The sequence below is a fragment of the Azonexus hydrophilus DSM 23864 genome (genome assembly GCF_000429605.1).
GTDB classification, from domain to species: Bacteria; Pseudomonadota; Gammaproteobacteria; order Burkholderiales; family Rhodocyclaceae; genus Azonexus; species Azonexus hydrophilus.
On record NZ_KE386925.1, the window covers coordinates 436851 to 463444 of the forward strand.

The following is a 26594-nucleotide window of genomic DNA, read 5'->3' on the forward strand; positions in this document are numbered from 1 at the left end:
TCAGGCCATCCATTGCCGGATTGCCGGCAACTGTCCCGTATGGGTCAGATCGATCTGCAGCGGCGTGATCGACACCCGGTTCTGTTCGATCGCATGGAAATCGGTTCCCGGTCCGGCATCGGCGGCAGCGCCGGCGGCGCCGATCCAGTACACCGTTTCCTTGCGCGGGGAAGTCATGCGCACCACCGGTTCGGCCTTGTGGCGGCGCCCCAGACGCGTCACTTCGGTCCCGGTCAATGCCTCGTAGGGAATATCCGGCACATTGACGTTGAGCAATACCGGCCCGGAAACGGGATTCCGGATATAACGCTCGACCAGTTCGCGGGCAACCCGCCCGGCCGTAGCGAAATTCAAACCGTCGAAACTGGTCATCGAAACGGCAATCGATGGAATACCGAGTAAATATCCTTCGGTCGCCGCCGCGACTGTCCCGGAATAAATCGTATCGTCGCCCATATTGGCGCCCGAATTGATTCCGGAAACAATAATATCCGGCAAAGAATCCAGCATGCCGGTTACCGCCAGATGGACACAATCAGTCGGTGTCCCATTGACGAAGTAAAACCCGCTGGCGGCCTGTTTCAACATCAACGGCCGATCCAGTGTCAGCGAATTGCTGGCACCGCTCCGATTCTGCTCCGGCGCAACGACGACGATCTCGCCGAGCCCGCTGAGCGCCTCATGCAAGGCCGCCAGGCCGGGGGCGAAATATCCGTCGTCGTTACTGAGCAGAATGCGCATGAATCAAACCAGCAGTGCGTCCAGATTGCCGCCCTGGGCCAACCAGGCTTCGACCCATTTCGGCTTGCGCCCGCGGCCGGTCCATTCGAGCTCGGCATTTTGCGGATGACGGTATTTGACCTTGACCTTGCCACCGGAGGAAGCCTTGACCTTGACTTCCTTGCCCAGCAAATCCTCGATGGCAAAACCACGGGCTTTGGCAAAAGCACGGACTTCATTCAGGACATTTGCTTTTTCGGAAGCTTCACGACGCCTCAATTCGGCGGGAATCTGTTGTTGCAGATCACGCAGTTCAGCAAGGGAAAGTGCGGACAAATCCATAATAATCTCCTGGTTAATATTAAATCAGCGATCTAATTTAATTTAGCCGGATATATTTTTCAATATAAAAATTGAAACAGGAAATAAAAAAACCGGCCTGAGCCGGTTTTCTTATCTTTGGTCGGGGCGGCGGGATTCGAACTCGCGACCCCTTGCACCCCATGCAAGTGCGCTACCAGGCTGCGCTACGCCCCGACAAGCCGAGCATTATAGCGCAAATCCGGAAAATTCAAACCGACAACATCTCGATAATTGACTTCAATTCATCACGCAGACCGGCAGATTTTTTCTGCGCCAGTTCCACGCCCGCCACAGGGCGCTCAACGGCACCGCCTTCGTCGAGACGATTGCGCGCCCCGCTGATGGTAAACCCCTGATTATAAAGAAGCTCGCGAATACGACGTACCAGCAGCACTTCGTGATGCTGATAGTAACGGCGATTACCCCGCCGCTTGACCGGCTTCAACTGGTTGAATTCCTGCTCCCAGTAACGCAGCACGTGCGGCTTGACGCCACACAGCTCGCTGACTTCACCGATGGTGAAGTAGCGCTTGGCGGGAATGGGCGGCAGATCTTCGCTGCCGGGGGACTTAGGCCGCGATTCCATCAAAGGCAAGCTCGACATCGGACTTCAGTTTCTGGCTGGCGTGGAAGGTCACCACGCGCCGCGCGGTGATCGGAATTTCTTCGCCGGTCTTGGGATTACGCCCCGGACGCTGTGGCTTGTCGCGCAACTGGAAGTTGCCGAAGCCGGACAGCTTGACGCCGTCGCCGGTTTCCAGGGCATTGCGGATTTCTTCGAAGAAGGCCTCGACCATGTCTTTGGCCTCGCGTTTATTGAGACCGACTTTCTCGAAAAGCAGGTCGGCGAGTTCGGCTTTGGTGAGCGTCATCGTTATCGTATCTTTCCTCAGGCTCGCAGTTGGGCGCCGAAGGTCTTTTCCAGACAGGCGATCAGTTGCTGCATCGCCGCATCAACTTCCGAATCTTGCAAAGTGCGTTGAGTATCTTGCATAACTACCCGTAACGCAAGACTTTTCTTGTTTTCAGGAACGCCCTTTCCGGCGTACACATCGAACAACTGAAGGTCGGTGACGAGGGCCGGAAGCGTGACTTTCAGACCGTCGAACATGGCCTGCAGGGCAAGATCGCGATCAACGACCACAGCTAGGTCGCGAATCACTGCCGGGAACTTGGAAACCTCGGCATAAGCCGGCACGACGACCGCCTTCAGCGCATCGAATTCGAGTTCGAAAAGCACCGGCGCGGCAGTCAGTTCGTATTTCTGCACCCATTCCGGATGCAGTTCGCCGATACAGCCGATATCGACCCCATCAAGCAGGATGCGCGCGGCGCGACCGGGATGCAGCGCCGGATGGGCGAGCTTCTCGAACCGCAGGACGGCCGGGGCCAGCAAGGCCTCGATATCGCCCTTGACGTCGAAGAAATCGACCTTGCGGCCATCGCTCGCCCAACCGTCGGGCAAGGCACCACCAAAAGCCAGACCGCCGAGACGCCAGGGCTGGCGATAACCGGCCACCGGCACAGCAGCGGCATCGCGATGGAAAGTGCGGCCGACTTCGAACAAGCGGACGCGGGTCTGCTTGCGCTTGAGATTGGTCACCAGGTTGGCGATCAGGCCGCCGAACAGATTCGAGCGCATGACCGCCATCTGGCTGGCGATCGGATTGGCCAGGCGGATCAGGTCAGTTTCGGCGGTTTTGCCGGCAAAATCGGCTTCCCATTCGGTTTCGACGAAGGCGAAATTGACCACTTCCTGGTAGCCGCGGTCGGCCAGCATCTGGCGGATGCGCAATGCCGGCCGCTGCGCTTCGCGCTGCACCTGCATCTTCAGGCGACCACGCGGTGCAGGCGACGGGATGTTGTCGTAGCCGTAGAGACGGGCGATTTCCTCGATCAGGTCTTCCTCGATCTCCATATCGAAACGCCACGACGGCGGCGTCACCAGGAAATCATCACCCTGCTGCTCGAAGGACAAGGCCAAGCCCTTGAACAGGCCGGCGATGCGCTCGGCGCCGAGCGGCAGGCCGAGCACCTTTTCGGCACGCGCGGTACGCAGGCGCACCGGTTGACGGACCGGCAATGCGGCCTTGGCTTCAACCACCGGACCGGCCTGGCCGCCACAGATTTCCAGGATCAGTTGCGTGGCGCGTTCGATGGCGCGGCGCGTGCCGCCGAAATCGACGCCGCGCTCGAAGCGATGCGAAGCGTCCGAACCAAAACCGTAGCGACGGGCGCGACCGGCGATGGCCTTCGGCGCGAAGAAAGCCGACTCCAGGAACAACTCGCCGGTTTCCAGCGTGATGCCGCTCTCCTCGCCGCCCATGATGCCGGCCATGGCCAGCGGCTTGACGTCGTCGGCAATCATCAGCACATCGGCGTCGACCGCAATGGTCTGCTCGTTGAGCAGCAGCAACTTCTCTTCCGGCGTGGCCAGGCGGGCATGCACCGCGCCTTCCAGTTTGGTGTTGTCGAAGGCGTGCAAGGGCTGACCGAGTTCGAGCATCACGTAATTGGTGATATCGACCAGCGCCGAAATGGCGCGGATGCCGCTGCGTTCCAGGCGGCGCTTCATCCATTCCGGCGTCGGCGCCTTGGCATCGACGCCCTTGATGACGCGCCCGCAGTACAGCGGACAGGCCTGCGGCGCGTCGAGCACGACGGCGCGCGTATCGGCGATGGTCGCCGGCACTTCCGCAACAACCGGCAGGCAGGTCGCGGCACCGGTGATGGCACCGACCTCACGGGCGATGCCGAGCAACGACAGGCAGTCGGCGCGGTTCGGCGTCAGCTTGAGTTCGAATTGATGGTCGTCGAGATCGAGATACTGGCGAATCGACTGGCCGACCGGCGCATCGGCCGGCAGGATCAACAGGCCCGAGGCATCCTCGGCAATGCCGAGTTCCTTGGCCGAACACAGCATGCCGGAAGACTCGACGCCACGCACCTTGGCGATCTTGATCTTGAAATCGCCGGGCAGTTCGGCGCCGGGCAGCGCGCACGGCACTTTCAGGCCGGCGGCGACATTGGGGGCACCGCAGACGATCTGCTGTGGCGTACCGCTACCGATATCGACCTGGCAGACGTTCAGTCGGTCGGCGTCAGGATGCTTGACGACCTCGAGCACCTGGGCGACGACGACGCTGGTGAAGACGGGCGCGACCGGCTCGAGTTCCTCGACTTCAAGCCCGGCCATGGTCAGCAGATGGGAGAGTTCCTCGCTCGACAGCTTGGGATCGACGAGGGTACGCAACCAGGATTCGGAGAATTTCATGGGGATGTCCCGAAAGATGAATCAGGCGAACTGACGCAGGAAGCGCAGATCACCTTCGAAGAACAAGCGCAGGTCATTGACGCCGTAACGCAGCATGGTCAGGCGGTCAGGACCGAAACCGAAAGCGAAGCCGGTGTACTTTTCCGGGTCGATGCCGGCGATCTTCAGCACGTTCGGATGAACCATGCCGCAGCCGGCGATCTCCAGCCAGCGGCCCTTCAGCGCGCCGCTCATGAAAGCCACGTCGATCTCGGCCGACGGTTCGGTGAACGGGAAGAAGGACGGACGGAAACGCACGGTCAGATCGTCGGTCTCGAAGAAGCTCTTGAGAAAATCGGCGATCACGCCCTTGAGGTCGGCAAAGGAGACGTTCTCGCCAACCCACAGGCCTTCGACCTGATGGAACATCGGCGAGTGCGTCGCGTCGGAATCGACGCGATAAACCCGGCCCGGCGCAATGATGCGAATCTCGGGCATGGTTTCCAGTTGACCATACTTGGTCACATGCGCCTGCATGTAGCGCGCCTGGATCGGGCTGGTGTGGGTCCGCAGCAGCACCTTGTCGGCCAGCGAGCCGTCCGGGTTCTGCAGATAGAAAGTGTCGTGCATCGAACGCGCCGGGTGATCCTCAGGCGTGTTCAGCGCAGTGAAATTGTGGAAATCCTCTTCGATTTCCGGGCCGTCGGCGACTTCGAAGCCGATGGAAGCAAACAGGGATTCGATGCGCTCCAGCGTGCGCGTCACCGGATGCAGGCCACCGCGCGCTTCGGCGCGACCGGGCAAGGTGACATCCAGGGCTTCTTCGGCCAGGCGCGCATTGAGCGCGGCCTTGCGCAAGGCTTCACGCCGATCGTTCAGCGCTTCCTCGATCGCATTCTTGGCCAGGTTGATCGCCGCACCGGCGGTCTTCTTCTCTTCGGGCGGAAGTTTGCCCAAGCCCTTCAGAAGCTCGGTAATCTGCCCCGTTTTTCCCAGATAACGGGCCTTGACCTGCTCCAGCACATCCGGATCCGAGGTGGCAATAAAAGCCGCTTTGGCTTCGTTAACGATCTGATCAAGATTGTCCATGGACTTCTACCAACGTGACTGCACGATATTCAAACAAAAAAGGAGGCTTGCGCCTCCTTTTTTTCTTCAAGCTTCTGCTCAGGCGTCGAGCTTGGCCTTGGCTTGTGCGGCCAGGGCGGCAAAAGCCGGCTGATCGAAGACGGCCAGGTCGGCCAGGACCTTGCGGTCGACTTCGATGTTGGCCTTCTTCAGACCGTTCATGAAGGTGCTGTACTTCATGCCCAGCTCACGAGCGGCGGCATTGATACGGGCGATCCACAGGGAACGGAACTGGCGCTTGCGCTGACGACGGTCACGGTACTGGTATTGACCAGCCTTCATCACCGCCTGCTTGGCGATACGGTATACATTCTTGCGACGACCGCGGTAACCCTTGGCCAGTGCGAGAACCTTCTTGTGACGGGCGCGAGCCGTTACACCACGTTTAACTCGGGACATGTGCTATCTCCTTACGCGTAGGGCATCATGGCGCGAACGGATGCGACGTCACGCTCGTTCACCGCTGCGGCACCACGGAGGTGACGCTTAACTTTGGTGGTCTTCTTCGTCAGGATGTGACGCTTGAAGGCCTGACCACGCTTGATGGAACCACCAGCGCGGACCGAAAAGCGCTTCTTGGCGCTGCTCTTGGTCTTCATCTTGGGCATTTTGATGCTCCTTAATGTCATGCCGTCAGGTGGTTCCCGGCGGGAACGCTTGTACTACCCGAAAGCACTAATAACTACTTCTTTACTACGCTTGCTTCTTCTTGGCCGGCCCGATGATCATGATCATCTGACGACCTTCCATCTTCGGCATCTGCTCGACTGCACCAATCGCGTCGAGATCTGCCTTGATCCGTTCCAGCTGGCGCATGCCGAATTCCTGGTGCGCCATTTCGCGGCCCCGGAAGCGCAGGGTCACCTTGACCTTGTCGCCTTCTTCCAGGAAACGCGTCATGTTCCTGAGCTTGATCTGGTAATCGTTTTCGTCGGTACCCGGGCGCAGTTTGATTTCCTTGACCTGCACCTGTTTCTGCTTCAGCTTGGCTTCGTGGGCGCGCTTCTGTTCCTGGTACTTGAACTTGCCGTAATCCATGATGCGACAGACCGGCGGTTTCGCCGTCGGCGCGATCTCGACGAGATCGACACCGGCCTCTTCGGCCATCTGCAGCGCGGAACGGATGCTGACGATCCCTAGCTGTTCACCTTCCAAACCCTGGAGACGAATCTCCGGCACCGTAATCTCATCGTTTAAACGATGGGCCTTGTTCTGAGCGATGGTAAAACCCCCGAAATATCAATAATTAAGCCGTGCCACTACGCGCCGCGACTTCCCCTTGAAGTCGCTCGATCAGTGCCTCGACAGTCATCTGTCCGAGATCCTGACCGCCGCGTGTACGCACGGCCACCAGTCCGTCCGCCTTTTCCTTATCGCCTACAACAAGCTGATAAGGCAGCCGGTTCAAGCTATGTTCCCGAATTTTATAGGTAATTTTCTCGTTGCGCAAATCCGCTTCGGCCCGGAAGCCTGCCCGGTGCAGCTTTTGCGCAACATCGGCGGCGTAATCCGCCTGCTTTTCCGAAATATTCAGCACCACGGCCTGCACCGGCGCCAGCCACAGCGGCAGCGCACCGGCGAAGTTCTCGATCAGGATGCCGATGAAGCGCTCCAGCGAACCGAGGATGGCCCGGTGCAGCATGACCGGCACCTTGCGCTCGTCGTTGCCGGCCACGTACTCGGCACCGAGCCGGCCCGGCATCGAGAAATCGACCTGCATGGTGCCGCACTGCCAGGAGCGACCGATCGCGTCCTTGATGTGGAATTCGATCTTCGGCCCGTAGAAGGCGCCCTCGCCCGGCAATTCGGTCCATTCCAGACCGGAAGCACGCAAGCCCTGACGCAGCGCATCCTCGGCCTTGTCCCAGACTTCATCGGAACCGACCCGCCCTTCCGGGCGCAGCGCCAGCTTGACGGCAACGTCGTTGAAGCCGAAATCGGCATAGACCTGCTTGACCAGCGCGTTGAACGCCGTCACTTCGGACTCGATCTGGTCTTCGGTACAGAAGATGTGACCGTCGTCCTGAACAAAACCGCGCACGCGCATCAGACCGTGCAGCGCGCCGGTCGGTTCGTTGCGGTGGCAGGAGCCGAATTCGCCGTAACGCAGCGGCAGCTCGCGGTAGGAACGCAGGTCGGAATTGAACACCTGAACATGCCCCGGACAGTTCATCGGCTTGACCGCGTAATCGCGGTTTTCCGACGAGGTCGTGAACATGTTGTCCTTGTAGTGATCCCAGTGCCCCGACTTCTCCCACAGCGAACGGTCGAGAATCTGCGGACAGCGGACTTCCTGATAGCCGTTGTCGCGGTAAACCTTGCGCATGTACTGCTCGACCTCCTGCCACACCGACCAGCCCTTGGGGTGCCAGAAGACCAGACCGGGAGCCTCGTCCTGCATGTGGAACAGGTCGAACTGCTTGCCCAGACGACGGTGATCGCGCTTTTCCGCCTCTTCCAGCATGTGCAGGTAGGCATCGAGATCTTCCTTCTTCGCCCAGGCGGTACCGTAGATACGCTGCAGTTGTTCGTTGCGATGATCGCCACGCCAGTAGGCACCGGCCACCTTCATCAACTTGAACACCTTGAGCTTGCCGGTCGACGGCACGTGTGGACCGCGGCAGAGATCGATGAAATCGCCCTCGCGGTACAGCGAGACTTGCTGATCGGCGGGAATCGCGGCAATCAGTTCGGCCTTGTACTTTTCACCCTGACCGAGGAAGAAATTGACCGCGTCGTCACGATTCCAGACTTCGCGCGTCACCGGAATATCCTTCTTGGCCAGTTCGGCCATGCGCTTTTCGATCGCAACCAGATCTTCCGGGGTGAACGGACGCTTGTAGGCGAAGTCGTAATAGAAGCCGTTTTCGACGACCGGGCCAATGGTCACCTGGGCCTCCGGGAACAATTCCTTGACCGCGTAGGCCAGAAGGTGCGCCGTCGAGTGGCGGATCAGTTCCAGACCATCGGCGTCACGATCGGTAACGATGGCCAGATCGATATTTTCTTCAATCAGGTACGAGGTATCGACCAGCTTGCCATTGACCTTGCCGGCCAGCGCCGCACGCGCCAGGCCGGCGCCGATGCTGGCTGCCACCTCGGCGATGGTGACCGGCTGCTCGAAGGAACGGATGGAACCATCGGGAAGTTTGATATCGGGCATGACAGGATTCTCTGGACGAAAAAAAAGTGCGGGCTGAGCCGCACTTTTTTTGAATGAACGAAAGCCGACTCGATTAGAGTTTCTGAACTGCAGTGCAAGTTCGGAAAGTGATCAAAACGACTCCGTCAGGAATTTGGTAGGCGGTATTGGAATCGAACCAACGACCTCCACGATGTCAACGTGGCGCTCTAACCAACTGAGCTAACCGCCTGAAGAAGCGCGCATTATAGACGCCCCAAGGGATTTGTCAACATTTCATACGAAATTTTTTTGATCCGAAGTAACATGGACGCTTCCCGAGACGATCCTATCGACACATGAACACCGGCTGGCTGATATTCGGATTGTGCGCATTGACCCTGATCGGCGCCACCCTGCCCCTGCTTCACGAACGACGCCAGACTCAGCACAGGGAACGCCAACGGCCACCGGCCAGCCCTACGGAAGAACACCATGGAATCACGCCTGACCGAACTGGAAATCAAGATCAGCTTCACTGAAGACCAGCTCGAAGAACTGAACAAGATCGTTTACCGCCAGCAACAGCAGATCGAGTTCCTGGTCAATGAAGTGCGCACGCTGCGCGATCAGGTCAACGGCCTCCAGCCGACCGAATTCCGCAGTCTGCGCGACGAGATCCCGCCGCACTACTGATAGCGGCTCACCCCTCCGTCTGCTCCAACGCCCGGAACATCGAACAGCGGCGGAACACGTCCTCGCTCGCAGCCACCTGTTTCTGGCTGCAATATTTCGCCACCAACTTGGCCAGCCCCTTGATGTCGCGCCCGGAAGCCTGCGGGAAGATATCCGGCAGACGGTCGAGCAGCGCCCCGTCGACGGCCAGCCCGAACTGCGCCGCCATGACGCCCCAGATTTTCCGGCGGTCGTCGCGGCTGGGCGGATGGAAGCGGATCAGCGCGATGCAGCGTGAGACGATGGCCTCGTCGATATCGTCTACCCGGTTGGTGGTCAGGAACAGCAGGCCGTTGAAATACTCCAGCACGCGCAGGAAGACGCCGACCACGGCATTCATCGTGATGTTGTCGTCGCGCCGCTTGATGTAGACGTCGGCCTCGTCGATCAGCATGACCGCACCCCAGCGCTGGGCGCGGGTCAGGACTTCCTTGAGCGTCTTTTCCATCTCGGCGACGTTCAGCCCGAGTTGGCCGGAGTGCACGCGGTAGAGCGGCCGGCGAATGATCTCCGAATACACCTCGGCGGTCAGCGTCTTGCCGACGCCCGGCGGCCCGGCGCAGAGCACCGTGGTGCCGCCCGATTTGCCGGCAACGATGTCGTCCATCAGCACGTCCATCTCTGCCGTCAGGATGTCGATCAGGTCGGTCTGTTCCGGCGGCAGCACCAGCTTGTCCTTGAGTTCCGGCTGGTAGGCATAGGGCGCCATGTCGTCCACATGCACCCAGACGTAATGGTGCAGGTCGAGGTGGAACATCAGGATGTAGAAATGCACCGGCAGTTCGGTGAACAAACCCTTGGCGATGCAGTCACGGGTTTCCTCGACCTCGCTTTCATCCTTGCCCGACAGCCGCGAGTTGCGCTGCACACGGCGCACGAACTTGGCCAGGATGTCGCCGCTGGCATCGAGCGCCAGCACGCGCTCGCCGAGGATGCTCTCGTCGTTGACCAGGCGCGCCGGCGAGCCGGTCGACGACAGGATGATCTGGTCCTTGCGCGAATAGTCAGTGTCACGGTGCGTCGCCGTCGGGTTCTCGGCGAACCAGCCGGTGCCGGTACCGGAGAACTGCGCGCCGTACTGCGCCCGCCAGTCGAAATACAGGGTGGCCGCTTCGTCGTAGCTCGCCAGCAGGCCCGGCGTTTCCTTGACGTAACCCTTGCCGGCCAGGATTTCCGGAATCGTCCGGCCAGCAATGTCCGGTCCGGTGATGCGCACGGTGACCATGGCCATCCGGGCGCGCGAATTGGCTTTGAGCTCGACAAATATTTTGCCGCTTTCCTCTTCCGACGGCGGTGTGTAATCGAGCCGCGTCACCACCCAGGCCAGCGGCTTGCCGGTAATCGCCGCCGAAAACACCCAGCCGCGCGTGGCGTCTTCGGCGAGATAACGGGCTATCGCCGGCACCGCCATTTCCAGTTCTTCGGCTGCGAAGCGCTTGCCGCCCTCGGCAAACGCGCTGCGCAAGGTGGCGATCTGCGCTGCACGCGCGCGCAGTTCGGCGTCGCCGGTCGCGTACAGGGATTGCAGCAAATCGAGCTCGGCCGCTTCGAGTTGCTGGAAGCCGAGTTCGACGCGGTTGCCGAAACGCAACTGCTCGCGGACGAATTCAAGACGTGGAAAACGCTGCAGCATCGTTTCGATGTGCGCTCGGTCGATCTGCAGCTTCATCGGCTGCCTCCCTGGCAAGTGAACTGAGCAACAACTAGCCAGTTTCGTGCCTTGCGACCGACGCGGCCAAAGCATTAAAAATCAGACAATTGGCGCAAGCCGCCATTGTCGTGCTTGCGACAGGCTTTCGTGGGACAATCCCGACCCCGCAGAAGGAAGGACCGCCATGCACCCGCGCAACAAGAACGCCAACGGCTACGACCTCGCCGCCCTGACCGCCACTTCGGCGGCACTGGCGAAGCACATCAAGACCACGCCAGCCGGCACCGCCAGCATCGATTTTGCCAACCCGGCGGCGGTCAAGGCACTCAACCGCGCGCTGCTCATGCACCACTACCAGGTCAAGGGCTGGGAGATTCCGGAAGGCTACCTGTGTCCGCCAATCCCCGGCCGGGCCGACTACCTGCACAGCGTCGCCGACCTGCTCGCCAGCTGCAACAAGAAGAACATCCCCGGCGGCACCGGCGTGCGCGTGCTCGACATCGGCACCGGCGCCAATCTGGTTTACCCGCTGATCGGCCACGCCGAATACGGTTGGTCCTTCCTCGGCGTCGATATCGACGAAGCGGCGCTGGCCAACGCGCAGAAAATCCTCGCCAAGAACCCGGAACTTGCTGGCAGCATCGAACTGCGCCACCAGCCGGTCTGGGACAACATCTTCACTGGCCTGCTGCGTAGCGGTGAAAATTTCGACCTGTCGATCTGCAACCCGCCCTTCCACAACTCGCCCGACGAGGTGCTGGCGGTCAGCCAGCGCAAGTGGAACAACCTCGGCAAACCCGGCGCCAAAAAGGGCAGCACCCAGCCGCGCCTCAATTTCGGCGGTGGCGGCACCGAGTTGTGGTGCAACGGCGGCGAACGCGCCTTCGTCAAAGCGATGATCGAGCAGAGCTGCAACATCCCGAAACGCGTGCTGTGGTTCACCAGCCTGCTGTCGCAAGGCGACAACCTGCCACACATCGAAGCGGCGCTGAAGAAAGCCAAGGTCGTCGAATCGCGCATCATCCCGATGGCGCAGGGCCAGAAGCAGAGCCGGCTGATTGCCTGGACCTTCTGTGCCAACGGTGACCGGGAGAAGTGGCGGCGCGAGCGCTGGGCGTCGAGCCCGGCATTTGGCACGCCTGTCACAGGCGATGACATACCGGCGGCAAGCGAGCCCTTATAATCCCTGGTTTTCGTACTGGAATCCTGCCTGTGTCCGATCGCCTTGCCGTCCTGCCCCAATACCTGCTACCGAAACAGGCGCTGACCCGCCTCGCCGGGCGACTGGCTTCCGCTGAAGCCGGCGCGCTGACCACCGCGGTGATCCGCTGGTTTGTCGGCCGTTACGGGGTGAACATGGCCGAGGCAGCCAATCCGGACATTGCCAGCTACAAGAGCTTCAACGAATTCTTCACCCGGCCGCTCAAGGATGACGCCCGGCTGCCGGCGGCAGCGGATTTCCTCTGCCCGGTCGACGGCGCGATCAGCCAGTTCGGCGCGATCGAGCGCGACCAGGTATTCCAGGCCAAGGGCCACAGCTATTCGACCACCGCGCTGGTCGGCGGCGACCGCGAACTCGGCGCGCAGTTCGAGAATGGCAGTTTCGCCACGCTTTATCTCAGCCCGCGCGACTACCACCGCATCCACATGCCCTGCGACGGCCAGCTGACGCGGATGATCCACGTTCCCGGCGCGCTGTTTTCGGTCAACCCGACCACGGCGCGCGGCGTGCCCGGACTGTTCGCGCGTAACGAGCGCGTCGCCTGCGTATTCGACACCGCCAGCGGTCCCTTCGTGCTGGTGCTGGTCGGCGCCACCATCGTTGGCAGCATGGCCACCGTCTGGCACGGCGTGGTCAATCCGCCGCGCCCGGGCGTCGTCCGCGAATGGCGCTACGACGGCGAGACCGTGGTCAGGCTGAAGAAGGGCGAGGAAATGGGCCGCTTCCTGCTCGGCTCGACCGTCGTCATGTTGTTCCCGAAGAACACCCTGAGCTTCAATCCTGACTGGGCACCGGCCCGCGCCATCCGCATGGGCGAGGCCATGGGGCAGAAGATCGCACGGGAGGGCGCATGAACGACAAGCGCGCCATCCTGCTGATGCGCTGCGTCAGCGCCCTGGCCATTTTCCTGCCGATGTTGTGGATCGCCTGGGCGTACACCCCGGTGCCGCTGCTGATCACCCTTGGCATCGCCGCCTCGCTGGTTTCGATCCGCATCGGCCAGGCCGGCGAAGCGCGCTACGGTCGCCGCGTCCAGGTCACCGAGATGCTGCCGCTCGGCCGTCAAGGCGACAAGCAGATGCTGATCGGCGGCATCGCCGGCTACCTGATGATTGTCTTCTTCGGCCTCGCCGCCTGGCTGGCCTTCCACGACTGAGATGCAGATCTGGGTCGATGCCGACGCCTGCCCCGGCGTCATCAAGGAAATCATCTACCGCGCCGCCGAGCGCAAGCAGATCAAAACCACGCTGGTGGCCAACCAGATGCTGCGCACGCCGCCATCGAAGTTCATCCGCGCCATCCAGGTGGCCAGCGGCTTCGACGTTGCCGACGCGCACATCGTCGATCAACTGAGCGCCGGCGACCTCGTCGTCACCGCCGACATCCCGCTCGCTGCACAGGTCATCGAACGCGGCGCGTACGCGATCAACCCGCGCGGCGAGTTGTACACCACGGCAACCATCCGCGAGCGCCTGAACATGCGCGATTTCATGGAAGGCCTGCGCGCCGCCGGCATCGAGACCGGCGGCCCGGCGGCTTTCAGCCAGGCCGACCGACAGGCCTTCGCCAACCAGCTCGACCGCTTCCTGGCGAAAATTCCCGGCTAGCCCTTGCGACCGTGGCCAGTGCGCTGCTGCGTCGCCGCCAGGATGCCGCGCAGGATGTTGACCTCGTCCCGCTCCAGATCGGCCCGGCCAAACAGCCGACGCAACTTCGGCAGCAGCCGGCCGGGCTGGGCCGGATTGAGAAAGCCGGTGTCGGTCATCACCGCCTCGAGATGGCCGTACAGGCCCTCGATCTCGTCATGTGTAGCCGGCGGCGCAGTGAACGGGGTGGTCAGTTGCTCGCGCAGCGGCGCGGCACCGGAAAACGCCGCCATCCGGCATTCGTAGCAGAGCACCTGGACGGCGGCGCCGAGGTTCAACGAACTGAAATCCGGGCTGGTCGGAATGGTCACCGCCGCCTGGCATTGCAGGACTTCCTCGTTGGAAAGGCCCATGGTTTCGTTACCGAACACCAGCGCCACCTCGCCCAGGCTCGCCCGTTCGAGCAAGCGCGCCATGGTGTCGCGCGGCGTGCCGATAGCCGGCCCCAGATCACGCTGCCGCGCCGACAGGGCAACGGCGAAGACGCAACCGTGCAGGGCCTCGGCCAGCGAGTCGCTGACCCTGGCGTTGGCCAGCAGGTCAACGGCGCCGGTCGCCCGGGTATCGGCTTCCGGATCGGGAAACTGTTTCGGGCTGACCAGACGCAGGTCGGACAGCCCCATGGTCTTCATCGCCCGCGCCGCCGCACCGATATTTCCCGGGTGGCTGGGGCGGCACAGGACCACCCTGATGCGGGACAACAGGACTTCTGGTTTCATGGTGTAAAATTCGCGCTTTCCCAAATATGAATCGGCGGGTCACGGCCCACCGATCGCTCTTTCATAAGCCATGCATCCAGTCATCAATATCGCCGTCAAGGCCGCGCGTCGCGCAGGCCAGATCATCAACCGTGCTTCCAACGACCTCGACATGCTCAAGGTTTCGTCGAAGCAGCCGAACGACTTCGTCACCGAGGTCGACAAGGCAGCCGAAGCGGCGATCATCGAAGTGCTGACCGAGGCTTATCCGAATTACGGCATTCTAGCAGAGGAGTCCGGTGTCACCCCGGCCAAGGGCGGCCGCGACGCCGAGTACCAGTGGATCATCGATCCGCTCGACGGAACCACCAACTTCATCCACGGCATGCCGCAATACGCCGTGTCGATCGCCCTGGCCCGTGGCAACGTCCTCGAACACGCGGTCGTCTTCGACCCCAACCGCAATGAGCTATTCACCGCCTCCAAGGGTGCCGGCGCCTTCCTCAACGAGCGCCGCATCCGCGTCTCCCGGCGCACCCGCCTGGGCGAAGCCCTGATCGGTACCGGCTTCCCTTATCGCGAATTCGACAAGATCGACCTCTACCTGGCCATCTTCAAGGAACTGGCGGAAAAGACCGCCGGCCAGCGCCGTCCCGGTGCCGCCTCGCTCGATCTGGCCTATGTCGCCTGCGGCCGTTACGACGGCTTCTGGGAGTTCGGTCTGGCCCCGTGGGACATGGCTGCCGGCGCCCTGCTGATCTCGGAAGCGGGCGGCCTGGTCAGCGATCTGCGCGGCGAAGCCAACTATCTGGAAACCGGCAACCTGATCGCCGGCACACCCAAGGTCTTCGCCCCGCTTCTCAAGCTGATCGAGGACAAGCTGCCGGAATCGATCCGCGGCTGAACCCGCTTCAGGCCCAGGTATTGACCGTAGTCCCTGCGGCCGACCTGGGCCGTGAATCGTAGGCCGCCAGACGGCCTCGTCCGTCATCCGTCTCGCCGCGCATTTCCGCCGAGCGTTGCTGAGCCATTTCCATACGTGCCGAAACTTCCATCTGGGTAGCGGCAGCGGCCACCGCCCTGTCCTGCGGAGAAGGATCAGATGGGGCTAGCGCCGCCCCGCGGATACGCTGTGCCCGCGACACCGTTTCTTCCGGCGTACGCCCCGGCGAGGTATCGATCCGCACCTCACCGGCCACGGCGTAATTCACCCCGTCCGGCCCCTTGCGGTAACTGTAGCTGGCCCCCGAAGTCACCATCCCGGCACCGGCCGCCATGTGCGCCATTTCGTGCTGGCGAACCTGACGATCGATCTTCTTCAACTCGGCGACCTGTTGCTGCTCCTCCGGCGTCAGGGTTTTCGCCGCACCGGACGCAGCACCACCCTGCCCCGATCGACTGGCGACCGATGCATAGGCGCTACCTCCCGCACTGACACCTGAAACGTTCATCAAAACCCTGTTGAAAACCAATGCCCGTGATTCATCTTAGGCGCTGACGCGATTTAATCAATTTTCGCGCCGGCCAGAAAGCTCACTGAATACAAAATTCACAGACATTTGATTGACCCACTCCGCGCTTCTGCTACAATGCGCGGCTTCCGGAGAGGTGGATGAGCGGTTTAAGTCGCACGCCTGGAAAGCGTGTGTAGGGTAATCCCCTACCGAGGGTTCGAATCCCTCCCTCTCCGCCAGGACATCACAATAGGCCCCGATCGTATCGGGGCCTATTTGCTTATGGGCATTACAATCTCGACTGGCATTCAGAAATACCTTCTGACTTGCCATGCTTCCCGAAAAATTACACTCCTTAGCAATCAGCCTCCATATCTAACAGTAAGATTCAGCAAAACTTACTGAAAGATAAAAATGTCCTCACAAATCATGCTGATCAAAGCCATCCGTGCCGGCAAGCTGACCGACGTCAAGGCGGCGCTGGATGCTGGCGAACCGGTCGAACTCGACGACGGCAACGGCGAACCCGGCCTAGCCATGGGCATTGCCTGCTTCATGGGTCACGCCGAGATCGTCCGCGAACTGGCGCAACGCGGCGCCCACGTGAATCTAGCGGACAACCGCCTGCCAACCTCGCCGCTGAGCATGGCCATCCGCGGCAAGCGGACCGAGGTCGTGCGCACCCTGCTCGAACTCGGCGCCACCCTGCCCGAGGGCATGGAATGCGGCCTGACCGAGAACGAAGTCATGATTGCCTGCTGGAAAGCCCAGCGTGCCGGCCTGACCGTACAAGAGGAACTGGAACCGGTGGCCCTGCCCGATATCGAGGAAATCGACATGACCGGTTGCGCCGGCACCGACACCCTGGTGCTGGAAGCCGACGCACTGCGCATGGCCAAGGACATGCGCTGAATCGAACAATCTCCGGGCGCGTCATCTTGCCGTAACACAAACGCAACAAAATGAGCAGCTTGAGGCCTATACTTGAGAAACTGCTTTTGGATTGCGCGCCATGATCAATACTCCGCTTACCCCCAGATTTCCGGCAGAAAACTACCTGAACCGTGAACTCGGCCTGCTCGCCTTCAACCGCCGGGTACTGGCCCAGGCGCAGGATGAACGGATGCCCCTGCTCGAGCGCCTGCGCTTCCTGTGCATCGTCTCGAGCAACATGGACGAGTTCTTCGAAATCCGCGTCTCCGGCCTCAAGGAACAGATCCGGGCGCATACGCCGGTGGTCACCATCGACGGCAAGACGGCGCAGGAAACCTTCCGCCTGGTGTCGGCCGAAGCGCACGCCATCGTCACCGAGCAGTACCAGCACCTGAACGACGTCATCCTGCCGGCGCTGGCCGCCGAAGGCATCCGCTTCCTGCGGCGCTCGACCTGGAACGAAGCGCAACGCGAATGGATCCGCGATTATTTCCAGCGTGAGATGGTGCCGGTGCTGACGCCGATCGGGCTCGACCCGTCGCACCCCTTCCCGCGCGTCCTCAACAAGAGCCTGAATTTCGCCGTCGAACTCGAAGGCAAGGACGCCTTCGGTCGCAGCTCGAACATCGCCATCGTCCAGGCGCCGCGCGTCCTGCCCCGCGTCATCCAGGTTCCCGAGGAACTGGCCGGCTGTGCCTATGGTTTCGTCTTCCTGTCGTCGATCCTGCACGAGTTCGTCAGTGAGCTGTTCACCGGCATGACCGTGCTCGGCTGCTACCAGTTCCGCGCCACGCGCAATTCCGACCTGTTCGTCGACGAGGAAGAAGTCACCAACCTGCGCACCAAGCTGCAGGGTGAATTGCCGCAACGCCATTTCGGCAACGCGGTGCGCCTGGAAGTGGCAGACAACTGTTCGCCGGCGATCACCGAATTCCTGCTCTCGCAATTCGGCCTGCAGCAGGTCGATCTCTACCGCGTGCATGGCCCGGTCAACCTGGTGCGACTGATGCAGGTGCCCGACTGGGTCGACCGCCCGGACATGAAATTCCGCCCCTTCGTTCCCGGCACCCCCAAGGGCCTGCCCAAGGGCGGCAGCATCTTCGACGCCATCCGCCGCAACGACATCCTGCTGCACCACCCCTACCAGTCCTTCGCCCCGGTCATCGAACTGCTCAACCAGGCGGCCAAGGACCCGAGCGTGGTCGCGATCAAGATGACGGTCTATCGCACCGGCACCGATTCGGTACTGATGCAGTCGCTGCTGCGCGCCGCGCAGAGTGGCAAGGAAGTCACCGTGGTCGTCGAGCTGATGGCCCGTTTCGACGAGGAAGCCAACATCGGCTGGGCGACCAAGCTCGAGGAAGTCGGCGCCCACGTGGTCTATGGCGTGGTCGGCTACAAGGTTCACGCCAAGGCGCTGCTCATCGTCCGCCGCGAAGAAGGCGGCCTCAAGCGCTACGCTCACCTCGGCACCGGCAACTACCACCCGCGTACTGCCCGTCTCTACTCCGACTTTGGTCTACTCACCGCCAACGAAGAAATCACCCACGACGTTTCCGAGGTCTTCAAGCAACTGACCGGCCTGGGCAAGGCACGGACGCTGAAGCACCTGTGGCAAGCGCCGTTCACGCTGCAGCAGAACGTCGTCGCCGCCATCGAGGCCGAGGCGGAAGCCGCTCGTGCCGGCCAGAAGGCGCGCATCGTCGCCAAGATGAACTCGCTGGTCGAGCCGGAAGTCATCAACGCGCTTTACGAAGCGTCTAAAGCCGGCGTCGAGATCAACCTGATCGTGCGCGGCATCTGCATGTTGCGCCCCGGCGTTCCGGGCTTGTCGGAGAACATCCGCGTGCGCTCGATCATCGGCCGCTTCCTCGAACACCACCGGATCATGTATTTCCACGCCGGCGGCAAGGAAAACATCTATCTCTCGTCAGCCGACTGGATGGACCGCAACTTCTTCAAGCGTATCGAACTGGGCTTCCCCATTCTCGACCCGAAACTGAAACGCCGCGTCATCACCGAAGGCCTGAAGTTCTACCTGGCCGACAACCAGCAGGGTTGGGACATGAACAGCCATGGTGCCTACCAGCGTCGCCGCTCCAGCCGCAGCAAACCGCACAACGCCCAGGGCGAATTGATGGTCCTGCTCGGCGGCTGATCGGCCGCCGCTCAGTTCAGCCAGGCGGTCAGCGCCAGACCGGCCACGCCGATATTGATGATCAGCAGCGCCAGCGTACGCCGGCGATTGCTTTCGATGCGCGCCACCAGTTGGGCGTTCTGTTCAGCCAGCGAGGCGATCACTTCGCTGGCCGTCAGCATCTGGGCATGCAGGGCGTCGACGCGCGCCTGCAGCTCGGCCAGCCGGTCTTCCGGCGAAGCCGCCGGCACCGGGGCAGCGGGCTCGCTGGCCGCGCCCTTGCCACCGACCTTGTTCCACAGTTTGCGGGCGCCGTCGGCGACCACCGGCGCGTTCTTGATCACTTCGCTCCAGGGAACATTGGAGAGTATCGTCATCCATCCGATGGCCATCGGGCAACTCCTTTGCGTGTTTCGTCCTGACCAAGCATAGCAAGCCCGGTCCGGATTTGACTGCCATTTTCCGGAAGCCCGGGCCCGGATTTTCCTGAACGCGCCCCGGTTCAGTCGGCAAACTGCGGCGGACGGCGCTCGCGGGCGGCCTGCATCGCTTCGTTCAGGTCGGCCGACAGCAGCATGGCGGCGTTCCAGGTGGCAACGTAGGAAAGACCGTCGGCAACGCAGTGGTCGCGGCTGTAGTTGAGGATTTCCTTGCTGCCGCGCACGGCCAGCGGCGACTTGCCGGCGATGCGGCGGGCGATGGCGAGTACGCCGGCGTGCAGCGCTTCGGCATCGGCCCAGACCTGATTGACCAGGCCGCTACGCAAGGCTTCGTCGGCGCCGAGGTCGCGGCCGGTGTAGGCCAGTTCGCGCGCCAGCCCCGGCGCGATCAGGCCGGGCAAGCGTTGCAGCGAGCCGACGTCGGCGACCATGCCGATGTCGATTTCGCGCACCGAAAACTGTGCGTCGCTGCTGGCGTAACGCATGTCGCAACAGCAGGCGAGATCGAGCCCTCCGCCCAAGCAGGCGCCATGAATAGCGGCGATTACCGGCTTACGGCAGCGTTCGACGGCGCCAAGGCAGTCCTGCAGGTCGAGGATCAGCCGGCGTAAAGCTTCGCGGCTGCGCGCCTGGTCGGGATTGGCGATGCGCGCCATGATGCCGCCGAGCATGGCGAGGTCGATGCCGGCGCAAAAATGCCGGCCGGCACCGGACAGCACGACGACGCGCACGGCCGGCGTGGCGTCGGCCCAGTCGAAGGCGGTGCGCAGTTCCTGCCACAGCGCGTCGTCGAGGGCGTTGGATTTGTCGGGGCGGTTCAGGCGCAGTTCAAGGACGCCGTCGGCCAGCGTCGGCTCGATCACCGTCAGTTCAGGAAAATTCATGGCGGGCTCCAAAAAAACACCCCCGACGGGCGGGGGTGAAACGCAAGGCTGGAGAAAGGATGGTCAAAAAATCAGGCGTCGAACAATTCGCTGCCGAGCCCTGCAATCGCCGCGTCGCCGGCCATCACGGTGGCAGCGTAGGCGTTGGCCTGGGGCAGCATCTGGTCGGCGTAGAAGCGGGCGCTGGCGAGCTTGTTGCGGTAGAACACCAGGTCGCCCACGCCCTGGTCGAGGTAGCCGGCCGCGGCCAGCGCGGCCTTGCCCATGAACCAGCCACCGCAGACGGTGACCGCCAGGTGCAGATACGGCACGGCAGCGGTCAGCACACCGCCGAGGCCGGTTTTGGCGTTGGCCGCCAGCCATTCGGTGGCTTCGGTCCAGGCTTTCAGGGCAACGCCCAGGCGCTGGCCGATGGCCTGCAGTTCCGGCTTGCCGGAGGCACCGAGCGCCTTGGCAGTGGCGTAAACCTCGCCGAAGACGATCTTGGCGGTGGCGCCCTGGTCGCGCATCAGCTTGCGGAACAGCAGGTCGTTGGCCTGGATGCCGGTGGTGCCTTCGTAGATGGTGGTGATGCGCGAATCGCGCCAGTGCTGCGCGGCGCCGGTTTCCTCGATGAAGCCCATGCCGCCGTAGATCTGGACGCCGAGCGAGGTCACTTCGATGCCCATTTCGGTGCCGCCGCCCTTGACGATGGGGATCATGAATTCGGCCAGGTAGAGCGCCTTCTTGCGTTCCTCGGCGTCGCTCAGCGCATGTGCACGGTCGAGCAGGCCGGAAGTGTAATAAGCCATGGCGCGACAGGCTTCGACGCGCGACTTCATCAGCATCAGCATGCGCCGGATGTCCGGGTGCTTGTCGATGGTGACCAGCGCTTCGCCGGTGACGGCATCGCGGCCCTGCTTGCGTTCGCGGGCGTAGCCGAGCGCCTGCTGGTAGGCGCGCTCGCCGAGCGCGATACCCTGCAGGCCGACGCCGAGGCGGGCTTCGTTCATCATGATGAACATGTATTCGAGGCCGCGGTTGGGCTCGCCGAGCAGATAGCCGACCGCACCGCCGTTGTCGCCGTAGGCCATGACGCAGGTCGGGCTGGCGTGGATGCCGAGCTTGTGTTCGATCGACACGCAGTAGGCGTCGTTGCGCGCCCCGAGCGAGCCGTCGCCATTGACCAGGAACTTGGGCACCAGGAACATCGAGATGCCCTTCACCCCGGCCGGTGCGTCCGGCAGGCGGGCGAGCACGAGATGGACGATGTTCTCGGTCATGTCGTGGTCGCCGTAGGTGATGAAGATCTTCTGGCCGAACACCTTGTAGCTGCCATCGGCCTGCGGCTCGGCGCGTGAGCGGATCAGCGCCAGGTCGGAACCGGCCTGCGGCTCGGTCAGGTTCATGGTGCCGGTCCATTCGCCGGAAATCATCTTTTCCAGGTAGATAGCCTTGAGTTCGTCGCTGGCGCAGGTCAGCAGTGCCTCGACAGCGCCGGTGGTGAGCAAGGGGCCGAGGCTGAACGCCATGTTGGCCGAACAGAGCATTTCCTTGACCGCGATGCCGAGCGTATCGGGCAGGCCCTGGCCGCCGAATTCGGCCGGCGAGGTCATGCCGTTCCAGCCGGCGTCGCGGTACTGGGCGTAGGCTTCCTTCCAGCCGCTCGGCGTGGTCACGCCGCTGGCGGTCAGCTTGCAGCCTTCCTTGTCGCCGGTACGGTTGAGCGGGGCCAGGACTTCGCCGGCAAAGCGGGCGGATTCTTCCAGGATGGCGTCGGCCATGTCGGCCGTGGCTTCCTCGAAACCGGGCAGGCTACTCAATTCCTTGAAGCCGGCCAGTTCGTCCATGACGAAGCGCATGTCCTTGATGGGGGCGCGGTATTCACTCATTGCTTGTCTCCGATTGTTGTTTTCAGAAGGGATTGCTGCACAGCGCCGCCTTGGCGCTGCGGTATTCCTGGCGCAGGCGGGCGACCAGTTCGGCCGTCGGCATGACCTCGTCGATGGTGCCGACACCCTGCCCGGCACCCCAGATGTCCTTCCAGGCCTTGGCGTCGCGGGCGCCGCCGAAGCTCATGGCGCTTTTGTCCTTGACCGGCAGGTCGTCCGGATCGAGGCCAGCGGCGACGATGCTCTTCTTCAGGTAGTTGCCATGGACGCCGGTAAAATACGGCGTATAGACGACATCCTTGGCGGCGGAATCGAGGATCGCCTGCTTGTAGCCCTCGACCGCATTGGCTTCCGGCGTGGCGATGAAGCGCGTGCCGATGTAGGCGAAATCGGCGCCCATGGCCTGCGCGGAGAGGATGGCGCTGCCGTTGGTGATCGCTCCCGACAAGGCAATCGGGCCGTCGTAGAACTTGCGGATCTCGCCGACCAGCGCGAACGGGCTGAGCGTGCCGGCATGGCCGCCGGCCCCGGCGCAGACCAGAATCAGGCCGTCGACACCGGCTTCCAGCGCCTTCTCGGCGTGGCGCACGCTGATCACGTCGTGGAAGACCTTGCCGCCGTAGGCATGTACGTGCGGCACGATCTGCGTCGGCGCCGACAGGCTGGTGATGATCAGCGGCACCTCGTGCTTCACGCACAGCGCCATGTCGTGCTCCAGGCGATCGTTCGACGGATGGATGATCTGGTTGACCGCGAACGGCGCCGCCTGCGGATCGGCGGCCAGTTCGCGCTTGATGCGCAACAGCCAGTCGTCGAGCATTTCCTTGGGGCGGGCGTTGAGCGCCGGGAACGAGCCGATGACGCCGCTCTTGCACTGGGCGATGACCAGGTCCGGGTTGGAGATGATGAACATCGGCGCGCAGATGACCGGCAGCGTCAGGTTACGGTTGAGTGAAACGGGAATGGACAACTCAGGCTCCTTCCTTGAGGGCGCGGCGCAGGATCTTGCCGACGTTGGTCCGCGGCAGGTCGTCGCGGAATTCGATGTGTTTGGGAATCTTGTAACCGGTGAGCACGGTGCGGCAGTGCTCGATCACGTCCTTTTCGGTGATGCGCGGATCCTTGCGCACCACGAAAATCTTCACCGCTTCGCCGGAGTGCTCGTCGGCCACGCCGATGGCGGCGACGTCGATGATCCCCGGCAGCATGGCGACGGCTTCCTCGACTTCATTGGGATAGACGTTGAAGCCAGACACCAGGATCATGTCCTTCTTGCGGTCGACCAGGTAGACGAAACCTTTCTGATCGACGTAGCCGACGTCGCCGGTACGCAGGTAGCCGTCCGGGTAGAAGACATTGGCGGTCTCGTCCGGGCGGTTCCAGTAGCCCTTCATCACCTGCGGCCCGCGAATGCAGATTTCGCCGACCTGGTTGACCGGCACTTCGGCGCCGCTGTCGTCGCGCACCGAAACTTCCGTCGACGAAATCGGCAGGCCGATGGAACCGTTGAAATCGTGCAGGTCGAGCGGGTTGATCGTCGCCGCCGGGCTGGTTTCGGTCAGGCCGTAGGCCTGCATTAGCGGCACCCCGACCGTCTTCAGCCAGCGCTCGGCCACCGGCGCCTGCACCGCCATGCCGCCACCCAGCGTGACGTTCATCGTCGAGAAGTCGAGCTTGGCGAACTCCGGATTGTTGAGCAGCGCATTGAACAAGGTGTTCACGCCGGTCACCACGGTCACCGGATACTTCGACCATTCCTTGACGAAGCCCGGAATGTCGCGCGGATTGGCGATCAGCAGGTTCTTCGCGCCGATCATCAGGAAGGTCAGGCAGTTCGCCGTCAGCGCGAAGATGTGATACAGCGGCAAGGCGGTGATGATGAATTCCTGGCCTTCGCGTACCGCCGGCATGATCCAGTTGTAGGCCTGGGTGACGTTGGACGCGATGTTCGCGTGGGTCAGCATCGCCCCCTTGGAAACGCCAGTGGTACCGCCGGTGTATTGCAGGAAGGCGATGTCGTCGTGGTCCAGCGCCACCGGCTGCCAGCCATGCCGGCGACCGCTTGCCAGCGCGCTGTTGAAGCTGATGGCCCCGGGCAGCTTCCAGGCCGGCACCAGCTTCTTCACGCGACGCACGACGAAATTGACGAGGTGGCCCTTGAGTCCGAGCATTTCGCCCATCGGGGTGACCACGACATGGCGGATCGGCGTGCGGGCGATCACCTGCTCCAGGGTATGGGCGAAATTCTCGACGATGACGATGGCCGTCGCCCCGGAATCCTTCAACTGGTGTTCCAGTTCGCGCGGGGTGTACAGGGGATTGCAATTGACCACCACGCAACCGGCGCGCAGCGTGCCGAACAAGGCCACCGGGTACTGCAGCAGGTTGGGCATCATCAACGCCACCCGCTCGCCCTTTTTAAGGCCCAGCGATTGCAGCCAGCCGGCGAAGTGCTTCGATTCCTCATCGAGCTGCCGGTAGGTCATTTCCTTGCCCATGCTGATGTAGGCGACCTGATCGCCGAACTTCGCACAGGCATCCTCGAACAGGACCACCAGTGACGGAATGTGGTCGATGTCGATTTCGTGCGGTACCCCTGCGGGGTAACTATTGCGCCAGATTTTTTCCATTTTTGTCTCCTCCGCCTTTGCGCCGGTAGTGATTTTTCTCGGCAATGTAGACCGTGCGTTCGACCACGGTATGTACCGTGCCGTGCCTGTCCTTCAATTCGACCGTATAAGTCCGCTCAAGCTCCGGATATTCCACCAGGGCGCCGCGAATTGCTGAAATTTCTTCCTCCGGTAACAGGAAATCGGCGTACAGCGTGGTGTAACCCGGCTTGCGGTAGCGGATGCTGGCCGCCTTGTCCCAGACGATGTAGGCATCGCCCAGCGCCGCCATCAGCATCATCGGATGCGCGCCGTCGGTGATCGCGAACAGCGAGCCGCCGTAGATCGAGCCGACGATGTTCTTGGTCTTCCAGTTCAGCGGCAGGCAGATGCGGATGTGGCGCAGATCGCGCGCCACATGCACGACTCGCCCGCCTGTCCCGCGAAACGCCGGATGCAGGTTGAAGCCCAGGCGCACCATGCGGGCGCGCCAGGCCGGCGAGAGTTTGGCGAGCCAGGCGGGTTTCATCAGATCCGTTCGATGATGCCGGCCGCACCCATGCCGGTGCCGATACACATGCTGACCATGCCGTAACGACCGCCGGTGCGCTGCAAACCGTGCACCAGCGTGGCAATACGGATGGCGCCAGTAGCGCCGAGCGGATGGCCAAGCGCGATGGCGCCGCCAAGCGGATTGACCTTGTCCGGATTGATCCCCAGTTCCTGCATCACCGCCAGCGACTGCGCGGCGAAGGCTTCGTTGAGTTCGATCCAGTCGAGGTCGTCCTGGCGGATACCGACCTGCGCCAGCACTTTCGGAATGGCGGCAATCGGTCCGATGCCCATGATTTCCGGCGCCACGCCGCCGACGGCATAGCCGGCGAAACGGGCGAGCGGCGTCAGGTTGTGTTCCTTGAGCACCTTCTCCGACACCAGCATGACCGCACCGGCACCGTCCGACATCTGCGAGGAATTGCCGGCAGTGACCGAGCCGCGGGCATGGAAAACCGGCTTCAGTTTGCCGAGGCGCTCCAGCGAGGCATCGGCACGCGGACCTTCGTCGGTATCGACGACACGCTCGCGCAACCTGATGTTGCCGGACGCCAGGTCGGGCAGGCTTTCGCTGATCGCGTACGGCGTCGTTTCGGCCTTGAAGTGGCCGGCGGCGATCGCCGCGCAGGCCTTCTGGTTCGAGGCCAGGGCGAAGGCGTCCTGGGCGTCGCGGGAAATCTTCCACTGGTTGGCGACCTTTTCTGCGGTCAGGCCCATGCCGAAGGCGATGCCCAGGTTTTCTTCCTTGGCGAAGATCGCCGGGTTCATCGACATCTTGTTGCCCATGATCTGCGGCATCACCGACATCGACTCGGTACCGGCGGCGATCATCACGTCGGCCAGGCCGAGGCGGATCTGGTTGGCGGCGTCACTGACCGCCTGCACGCCGGACGAGCAGAAGCGGTTGATGGTGATGCCCGGCACGGTGATCGGCAGGCCGGCCAGCAGTGCGCCGATGCGGGCGACGTTCATGCCCTGCTCGGCTTCCGGCATGGCACAACCAACGATCACGTCGCCGATGCGCGCCGGGTCGATGCCCGGCACCTGGGCGACCACGGCCTTGATGACCGCGGCCAGCATGTCGTCCGGGCGCACGTTCCTGAACATGCCGTTGCGCTTGGCCACAGGCAGTCGGGTGGCGGCGACGATGTAGGCGTCTTGAATCTGTTTGCTCATT

General features: G+C 62.4%; 28 protein-coding genes and 3 tRNA genes. 9 read left to right on the plus strand and 22 right to left on the minus strand.

What is annotated here, in order from left to right; genetic code table 11:
* The 12 genes from surE to G471_RS0113485 all read right to left on the minus strand — a co-directional run bounded on the left by surE (position 1) and on the right by G471_RS0113485 (position 8838).
* Positions 1 to 741: a 5'/3'-nucleotidase SurE gene (gene surE / locus G471_RS0113430; protein ID WP_028995797.1), complete on the minus strand. Its 741-nt coding sequence runs from the start codon at positions 739 to 741 to the stop codon at positions 1 to 3.
* Between the two features lie 3 nt (positions 742 to 744).
* Entirely contained in the window at positions 745 to 1062 is a 318-nt protein-coding gene (locus G471_RS0113435; RefSeq protein ID WP_028995798.1) for an H-NS histone family protein, read from the minus strand.
* Between the two features lie 118 nt (positions 1063 to 1180).
* Positions 1181 to 1257, minus strand: a tRNA-Pro gene (locus tag G471_RS0113440).
* Positions 1258 to 1291: 34 nt separating this feature from the next.
* Positions 1292 to 1669 (minus strand): MerR family transcriptional regulator, encoded by a 378-nt coding sequence (locus G471_RS0113445; RefSeq protein WP_028995799.1) that lies wholly within the window; start codon positions 1667 to 1669, stop codon positions 1292 to 1294.
* Positions 1653 to 1961: an integration host factor subunit alpha gene (locus tag G471_RS0113450; protein ID WP_205750560.1), complete on the minus strand. Its 309-nt coding sequence runs from the start codon at positions 1959 to 1961 to the stop codon at positions 1653 to 1655. Before G471_RS0113450 ends, G471_RS0113445 begins: the two co-directional genes overlap by 17 nt.
* An 11-nt stretch (positions 1962 to 1972) precedes the next feature.
* Positions 1973 to 4357: a phenylalanine--tRNA ligase subunit beta gene (gene pheT / locus G471_RS0113455; RefSeq protein ID WP_028995801.1), complete on the minus strand. Its 2385-nt coding sequence runs from the start codon at positions 4355 to 4357 to the stop codon at positions 1973 to 1975.
* Positions 4358 to 4378: 21 nt separating this feature from the next.
* A complete protein-coding gene (gene pheS, locus G471_RS0113460) occupies positions 4379 to 5425 on the minus strand; it encodes a phenylalanine--tRNA ligase subunit alpha (protein ID WP_028995802.1) in 1047 nt (348 codons plus the stop codon).
* A 78-nt stretch (positions 5426 to 5503) separates the two neighbouring features.
* Positions 5504 to 5863 carry a 50S ribosomal protein L20 gene (gene rplT, locus G471_RS0113465; RefSeq protein ID WP_028995803.1) on the minus strand — a complete coding sequence of 120 codons (360 nt, stop codon included), beginning with the start codon at positions 5861 to 5863 and terminating at the stop codon, positions 5504 to 5506.
* An 11-nt stretch (positions 5864 to 5874) separates the two neighbouring features.
* Positions 5875 to 6072, minus strand: a complete 198-nt coding sequence (rpmI, locus tag G471_RS0113470; protein WP_028995804.1) for a 50S ribosomal protein L35 — start codon at positions 6070 to 6072, stop codon at positions 5875 to 5877.
* Positions 6073 to 6157: 85 nt separating this feature from the next.
* Entirely contained in the window at positions 6158 to 6685 is a 528-nt protein-coding gene (gene infC, locus G471_RS17720) for a translation initiation factor IF-3 (RefSeq protein WP_028995805.1), read from the minus strand.
* Between the two features lie 25 nt (positions 6686 to 6710).
* Positions 6711 to 8627: a threonine--tRNA ligase gene (gene thrS, locus G471_RS0113480; RefSeq protein ID WP_028995806.1), complete on the minus strand. Its 1917-nt coding sequence runs from the start codon at positions 8625 to 8627 to the stop codon at positions 6711 to 6713.
* Between the two features lie 134 nt (positions 8628 to 8761).
* Positions 8762 to 8838, minus strand: a tRNA-Val gene (locus tag G471_RS0113485).
* Positions 8839 to 9080: 242 nt separating this feature from the next.
* On the opposite strand from G471_RS0113485, the gene G471_RS0113495 reads away from it, so the two are divergent.
* Positions 9081 to 9281, plus strand: a complete 201-nt coding sequence (locus G471_RS0113495; RefSeq protein WP_028995808.1) for a SlyX family protein — start codon at positions 9081 to 9083, stop codon at positions 9279 to 9281.
* A 7-nt stretch (positions 9282 to 9288) separates the two neighbouring features.
* Here the strand turns inward: G471_RS0113495 and G471_RS0113500 are convergent, their stop codons facing one another.
* Positions 9289 to 10989, minus strand: a complete 1701-nt coding sequence (locus G471_RS0113500) for an ATP-binding protein (protein WP_028995809.1) — start codon at positions 10987 to 10989, stop codon at positions 9289 to 9291.
* A 166-nt stretch (positions 10990 to 11155) separates the two neighbouring features.
* Here G471_RS0113500 and rlmF point away from each other — a divergent pair, with 166 nt between their 5' ends.
* The 4 genes from rlmF to G471_RS0113520 are packed head-to-tail and all read left to right on the plus strand — an operon-like array spanning position 11156 to position 13800.
* Positions 11156 to 12154 (plus strand): 23S rRNA (adenine(1618)-N(6))-methyltransferase RlmF, encoded by a 999-nt coding sequence (gene rlmF / locus G471_RS0113505; RefSeq protein WP_028995810.1) that lies wholly within the window; start codon positions 11156 to 11158, stop codon positions 12152 to 12154.
* Between the two features lie 29 nt (positions 12155 to 12183).
* Positions 12184 to 13047, plus strand: coding sequence for an archaetidylserine decarboxylase (gene asd / locus G471_RS0113510; RefSeq protein WP_028995811.1), 864 nt, complete (start codon positions 12184 to 12186; stop codon positions 13045 to 13047).
* On the plus strand, positions 13044 to 13349 hold the full coding sequence (locus tag G471_RS0113515; RefSeq protein WP_028995812.1) for a hypothetical protein: 306 nt from the start codon (positions 13044 to 13046) through the stop codon (positions 13347 to 13349). Before asd ends, G471_RS0113515 begins: the two co-directional genes overlap by 4 nt.
* A gap of 1 nt (position 13350) precedes the next feature.
* Complete coding sequence (locus tag G471_RS0113520; RefSeq protein ID WP_028995813.1) at positions 13351 to 13800, plus strand: YaiI/YqxD family protein; 450 nt, start codon at positions 13351 to 13353, stop codon at positions 13798 to 13800.
* Here the strand turns inward: G471_RS0113520 and G471_RS0113525 are convergent.
* Positions 13797 to 14558 (minus strand): RNA methyltransferase, encoded by a 762-nt coding sequence (locus tag G471_RS0113525; protein ID WP_028995814.1) that lies wholly within the window; start codon positions 14556 to 14558, stop codon positions 13797 to 13799. The genes G471_RS0113520 and G471_RS0113525 overlap by 4 nt on opposite strands.
* Before the next feature lie 70 nt (positions 14559 to 14628).
* Between G471_RS0113525 and G471_RS0113530 the strand changes: the two genes are divergently transcribed.
* On the plus strand, positions 14629 to 15441 hold the full coding sequence (locus tag G471_RS0113530) for an inositol monophosphatase family protein (RefSeq protein WP_028995815.1): 813 nt from the start codon (positions 14629 to 14631) through the stop codon (positions 15439 to 15441).
* A 7-nt stretch (positions 15442 to 15448) separates the two neighbouring features.
* Here G471_RS0113530 and G471_RS0113535 read toward each other — a convergent pair whose 3' ends face one another.
* Entirely contained in the window at positions 15449 to 15988 is a 540-nt protein-coding gene (locus G471_RS0113535) for a putative metalloprotease CJM1_0395 family protein (protein WP_028995816.1), read from the minus strand.
* Between the two features lie 151 nt (positions 15989 to 16139).
* Here G471_RS0113535 and G471_RS0113540 point away from each other — a divergent pair.
* The 3 genes from G471_RS0113540 (at position 16140) to ppk1 (ending at position 19082) form a co-directional block, all read left to right on the plus strand.
* Positions 16140 to 16230, plus strand: a tRNA-Ser gene (locus G471_RS0113540).
* A gap of 175 nt (positions 16231 to 16405) precedes the next feature.
* Positions 16406 to 16903, plus strand: a complete 498-nt coding sequence (locus G471_RS18435; RefSeq protein ID WP_051295494.1) for an ankyrin repeat domain-containing protein — start codon at positions 16406 to 16408, stop codon at positions 16901 to 16903.
* A 100-nt stretch (positions 16904 to 17003) separates the two neighbouring features.
* The gene (gene ppk1, locus G471_RS0113550; protein WP_028995817.1) at positions 17004 to 19082 is read left to right on the plus strand and encodes a polyphosphate kinase 1; all 2079 of its coding nucleotides are present in this window, start codon (positions 17004 to 17006) and stop codon (positions 19080 to 19082) included.
* An 11-nt stretch (positions 19083 to 19093) separates the two neighbouring features.
* Here the strand turns inward: ppk1 and G471_RS0113555 are convergent, their stop codons facing one another.
* The 7 genes from G471_RS0113555 to G471_RS0113585 all read right to left on the minus strand — a co-directional run bounded on the left by G471_RS0113555 (position 19094) and on the right by G471_RS0113585 (position 26593).
* Positions 19094 to 19453 carry a hypothetical protein gene (locus G471_RS0113555; protein ID WP_028995818.1) on the minus strand — a complete coding sequence of 120 codons (360 nt, stop codon included), beginning with the start codon at positions 19451 to 19453 and terminating at the stop codon, positions 19094 to 19096.
* Positions 19454 to 19563: 110 nt separating this feature from the next.
* Positions 19564 to 20385 (minus strand): crotonase/enoyl-CoA hydratase family protein, encoded by an 822-nt coding sequence (locus G471_RS0113560; RefSeq protein ID WP_043421629.1) that lies wholly within the window; start codon positions 20383 to 20385, stop codon positions 19564 to 19566.
* Between the two features lie 71 nt (positions 20386 to 20456).
* The gene (locus G471_RS0113565; protein ID WP_028995820.1) at positions 20457 to 22256 is read right to left on the minus strand and encodes an acyl-CoA dehydrogenase C-terminal domain-containing protein; all 1800 of its coding nucleotides are present in this window, start codon (positions 22254 to 22256) and stop codon (positions 20457 to 20459) included.
* Between the two features lie 22 nt (positions 22257 to 22278).
* Entirely contained in the window at positions 22279 to 23226 is a 948-nt protein-coding gene (locus tag G471_RS0113570; RefSeq protein ID WP_028995821.1) for an NAD(P)H-dependent flavin oxidoreductase, read from the minus strand.
* A 1-nt stretch (position 23227) separates the two neighbouring features.
* Positions 23228 to 24886, minus strand: a complete 1659-nt coding sequence (locus G471_RS0113575; protein WP_028995822.1) for a long-chain-fatty-acid--CoA ligase — start codon at positions 24884 to 24886, stop codon at positions 23228 to 23230.
* Positions 24864 to 25394 (minus strand): DUF4442 domain-containing protein, encoded by a 531-nt coding sequence (locus tag G471_RS0113580; RefSeq protein WP_028995823.1) that lies wholly within the window; start codon positions 25392 to 25394, stop codon positions 24864 to 24866. Before G471_RS0113580 ends, G471_RS0113575 begins: the two co-directional genes overlap by 23 nt.
* A complete protein-coding gene (locus G471_RS0113585; protein WP_028995824.1) occupies positions 25394 to 26593 on the minus strand; it encodes an acetyl-CoA C-acyltransferase in 1200 nt (399 codons plus the stop codon). The genes G471_RS0113580 and G471_RS0113585 overlap by 1 nt, the downstream gene beginning before the upstream one ends.
* Between the last annotated feature and the right edge of the window lies 1 nt (position 26594).

Bases quoted from the DNA above. Each gene is read 5' to 3' on its own strand.
- G471_RS0113495 (WP_028995808.1), top strand. From the start codon at position 9,081: ATGGAATCACGCCTGACCGAACTGGAAATCAAGATCAGCTTCACTGAA.
- rplT (WP_028995803.1), bottom strand. From the start codon at position 5,863: ATGTCCCGAGTTAAACGTGGTGTAACGGCTCGCGCCCGTCACAAGAAG.
- rlmF (WP_028995810.1), top strand. From the start codon at position 11,156: ATGCACCCGCGCAACAAGAACGCCAACGGCTACGACCTCGCCGCCCTG.
- G471_RS0113585 (WP_028995824.1), bottom strand. From the start codon at position 26,593: ATGAGCAAACAGATTCAAGACGCCTACATCGTCGCCGCCACCCGACTG.
- G471_RS0113560 (WP_043421629.1), bottom strand. From the start codon at position 20,385: ATGAATTTTCCTGAACTGACGGTGATCGAGCCGACGCTGGCCGACGGC.
- ppk1 (WP_028995817.1), top strand. From the start codon at position 17,004: ATGATCAATACTCCGCTTACCCCCAGATTTCCGGCAGAAAACTACCTG.
- pheS (WP_028995802.1), bottom strand. From the start codon at position 5,425: ATGGACAATCTTGATCAGATCGTTAACGAAGCCAAAGCGGCTTTTATT.
- G471_RS0113435 (WP_028995798.1), bottom strand. From the start codon at position 1,062: ATGGATTTGTCCGCACTTTCCCTTGCTGAACTGCGTGATCTGCAACAA.
- G471_RS0113515 (WP_028995812.1), top strand. From the start codon at position 13,044: ATGAACGACAAGCGCGCCATCCTGCTGATGCGCTGCGTCAGCGCCCTG.
- G471_RS0113530 (WP_028995815.1), top strand. From the start codon at position 14,629: ATGCATCCAGTCATCAATATCGCCGTCAAGGCCGCGCGTCGCGCAGGC.
- surE (WP_028995797.1), bottom strand. From the start codon at position 741: ATGCGCATTCTGCTCAGTAACGACGACGGATATTTCGCCCCCGGCCTG.
- G471_RS0113520 (WP_028995813.1), top strand. From the start codon at position 13,351: ATGCAGATCTGGGTCGATGCCGACGCCTGCCCCGGCGTCATCAAGGAA.
- G471_RS0113575 (WP_028995822.1), bottom strand. From the start codon at position 24,886: ATGGAAAAAATCTGGCGCAATAGTTACCCCGCAGGGGTACCGCACGAA.
- thrS (WP_028995806.1), bottom strand. From the start codon at position 8,627: ATGCCCGATATCAAACTTCCCGATGGTTCCATCCGTTCCTTCGAGCAG.
- G471_RS0113535 (WP_028995816.1), bottom strand. From the start codon at position 15,988: ATGAACGTTTCAGGTGTCAGTGCGGGAGGTAGCGCCTATGCATCGGTC.
- G471_RS0113555 (WP_028995818.1), bottom strand. From the start codon at position 19,453: ATGGCCATCGGATGGATGACGATACTCTCCAATGTTCCCTGGAGCGAA.
- G471_RS0113445 (WP_028995799.1), bottom strand. From the start codon at position 1,669: ATGGAATCGCGGCCTAAGTCCCCCGGCAGCGAAGATCTGCCGCCCATT.
- G471_RS0113500 (WP_028995809.1), bottom strand. From the start codon at position 10,989: ATGAAGCTGCAGATCGACCGAGCGCACATCGAAACGATGCTGCAGCGT.
- rpmI (WP_028995804.1), bottom strand. From the start codon at position 6,072: ATGCCCAAGATGAAGACCAAGAGCAGCGCCAAGAAGCGCTTTTCGGTC.
- G471_RS0113525 (WP_028995814.1), bottom strand. From the start codon at position 14,558: ATGAAACCAGAAGTCCTGTTGTCCCGCATCAGGGTGGTCCTGTGCCGC.
- G471_RS18435 (WP_051295494.1), top strand. From the start codon at position 16,406: ATGTCCTCACAAATCATGCTGATCAAAGCCATCCGTGCCGGCAAGCTG.
- pheT (WP_028995801.1), bottom strand. From the start codon at position 4,357: ATGAAATTCTCCGAATCCTGGTTGCGTACCCTCGTCGATCCCAAGCTG.
- G471_RS0113565 (WP_028995820.1), bottom strand. From the start codon at position 22,256: ATGAGTGAATACCGCGCCCCCATCAAGGACATGCGCTTCGTCATGGAC.
- G471_RS0113580 (WP_028995823.1), bottom strand. From the start codon at position 25,394: ATGAAACCCGCCTGGCTCGCCAAACTCTCGCCGGCCTGGCGCGCCCGC.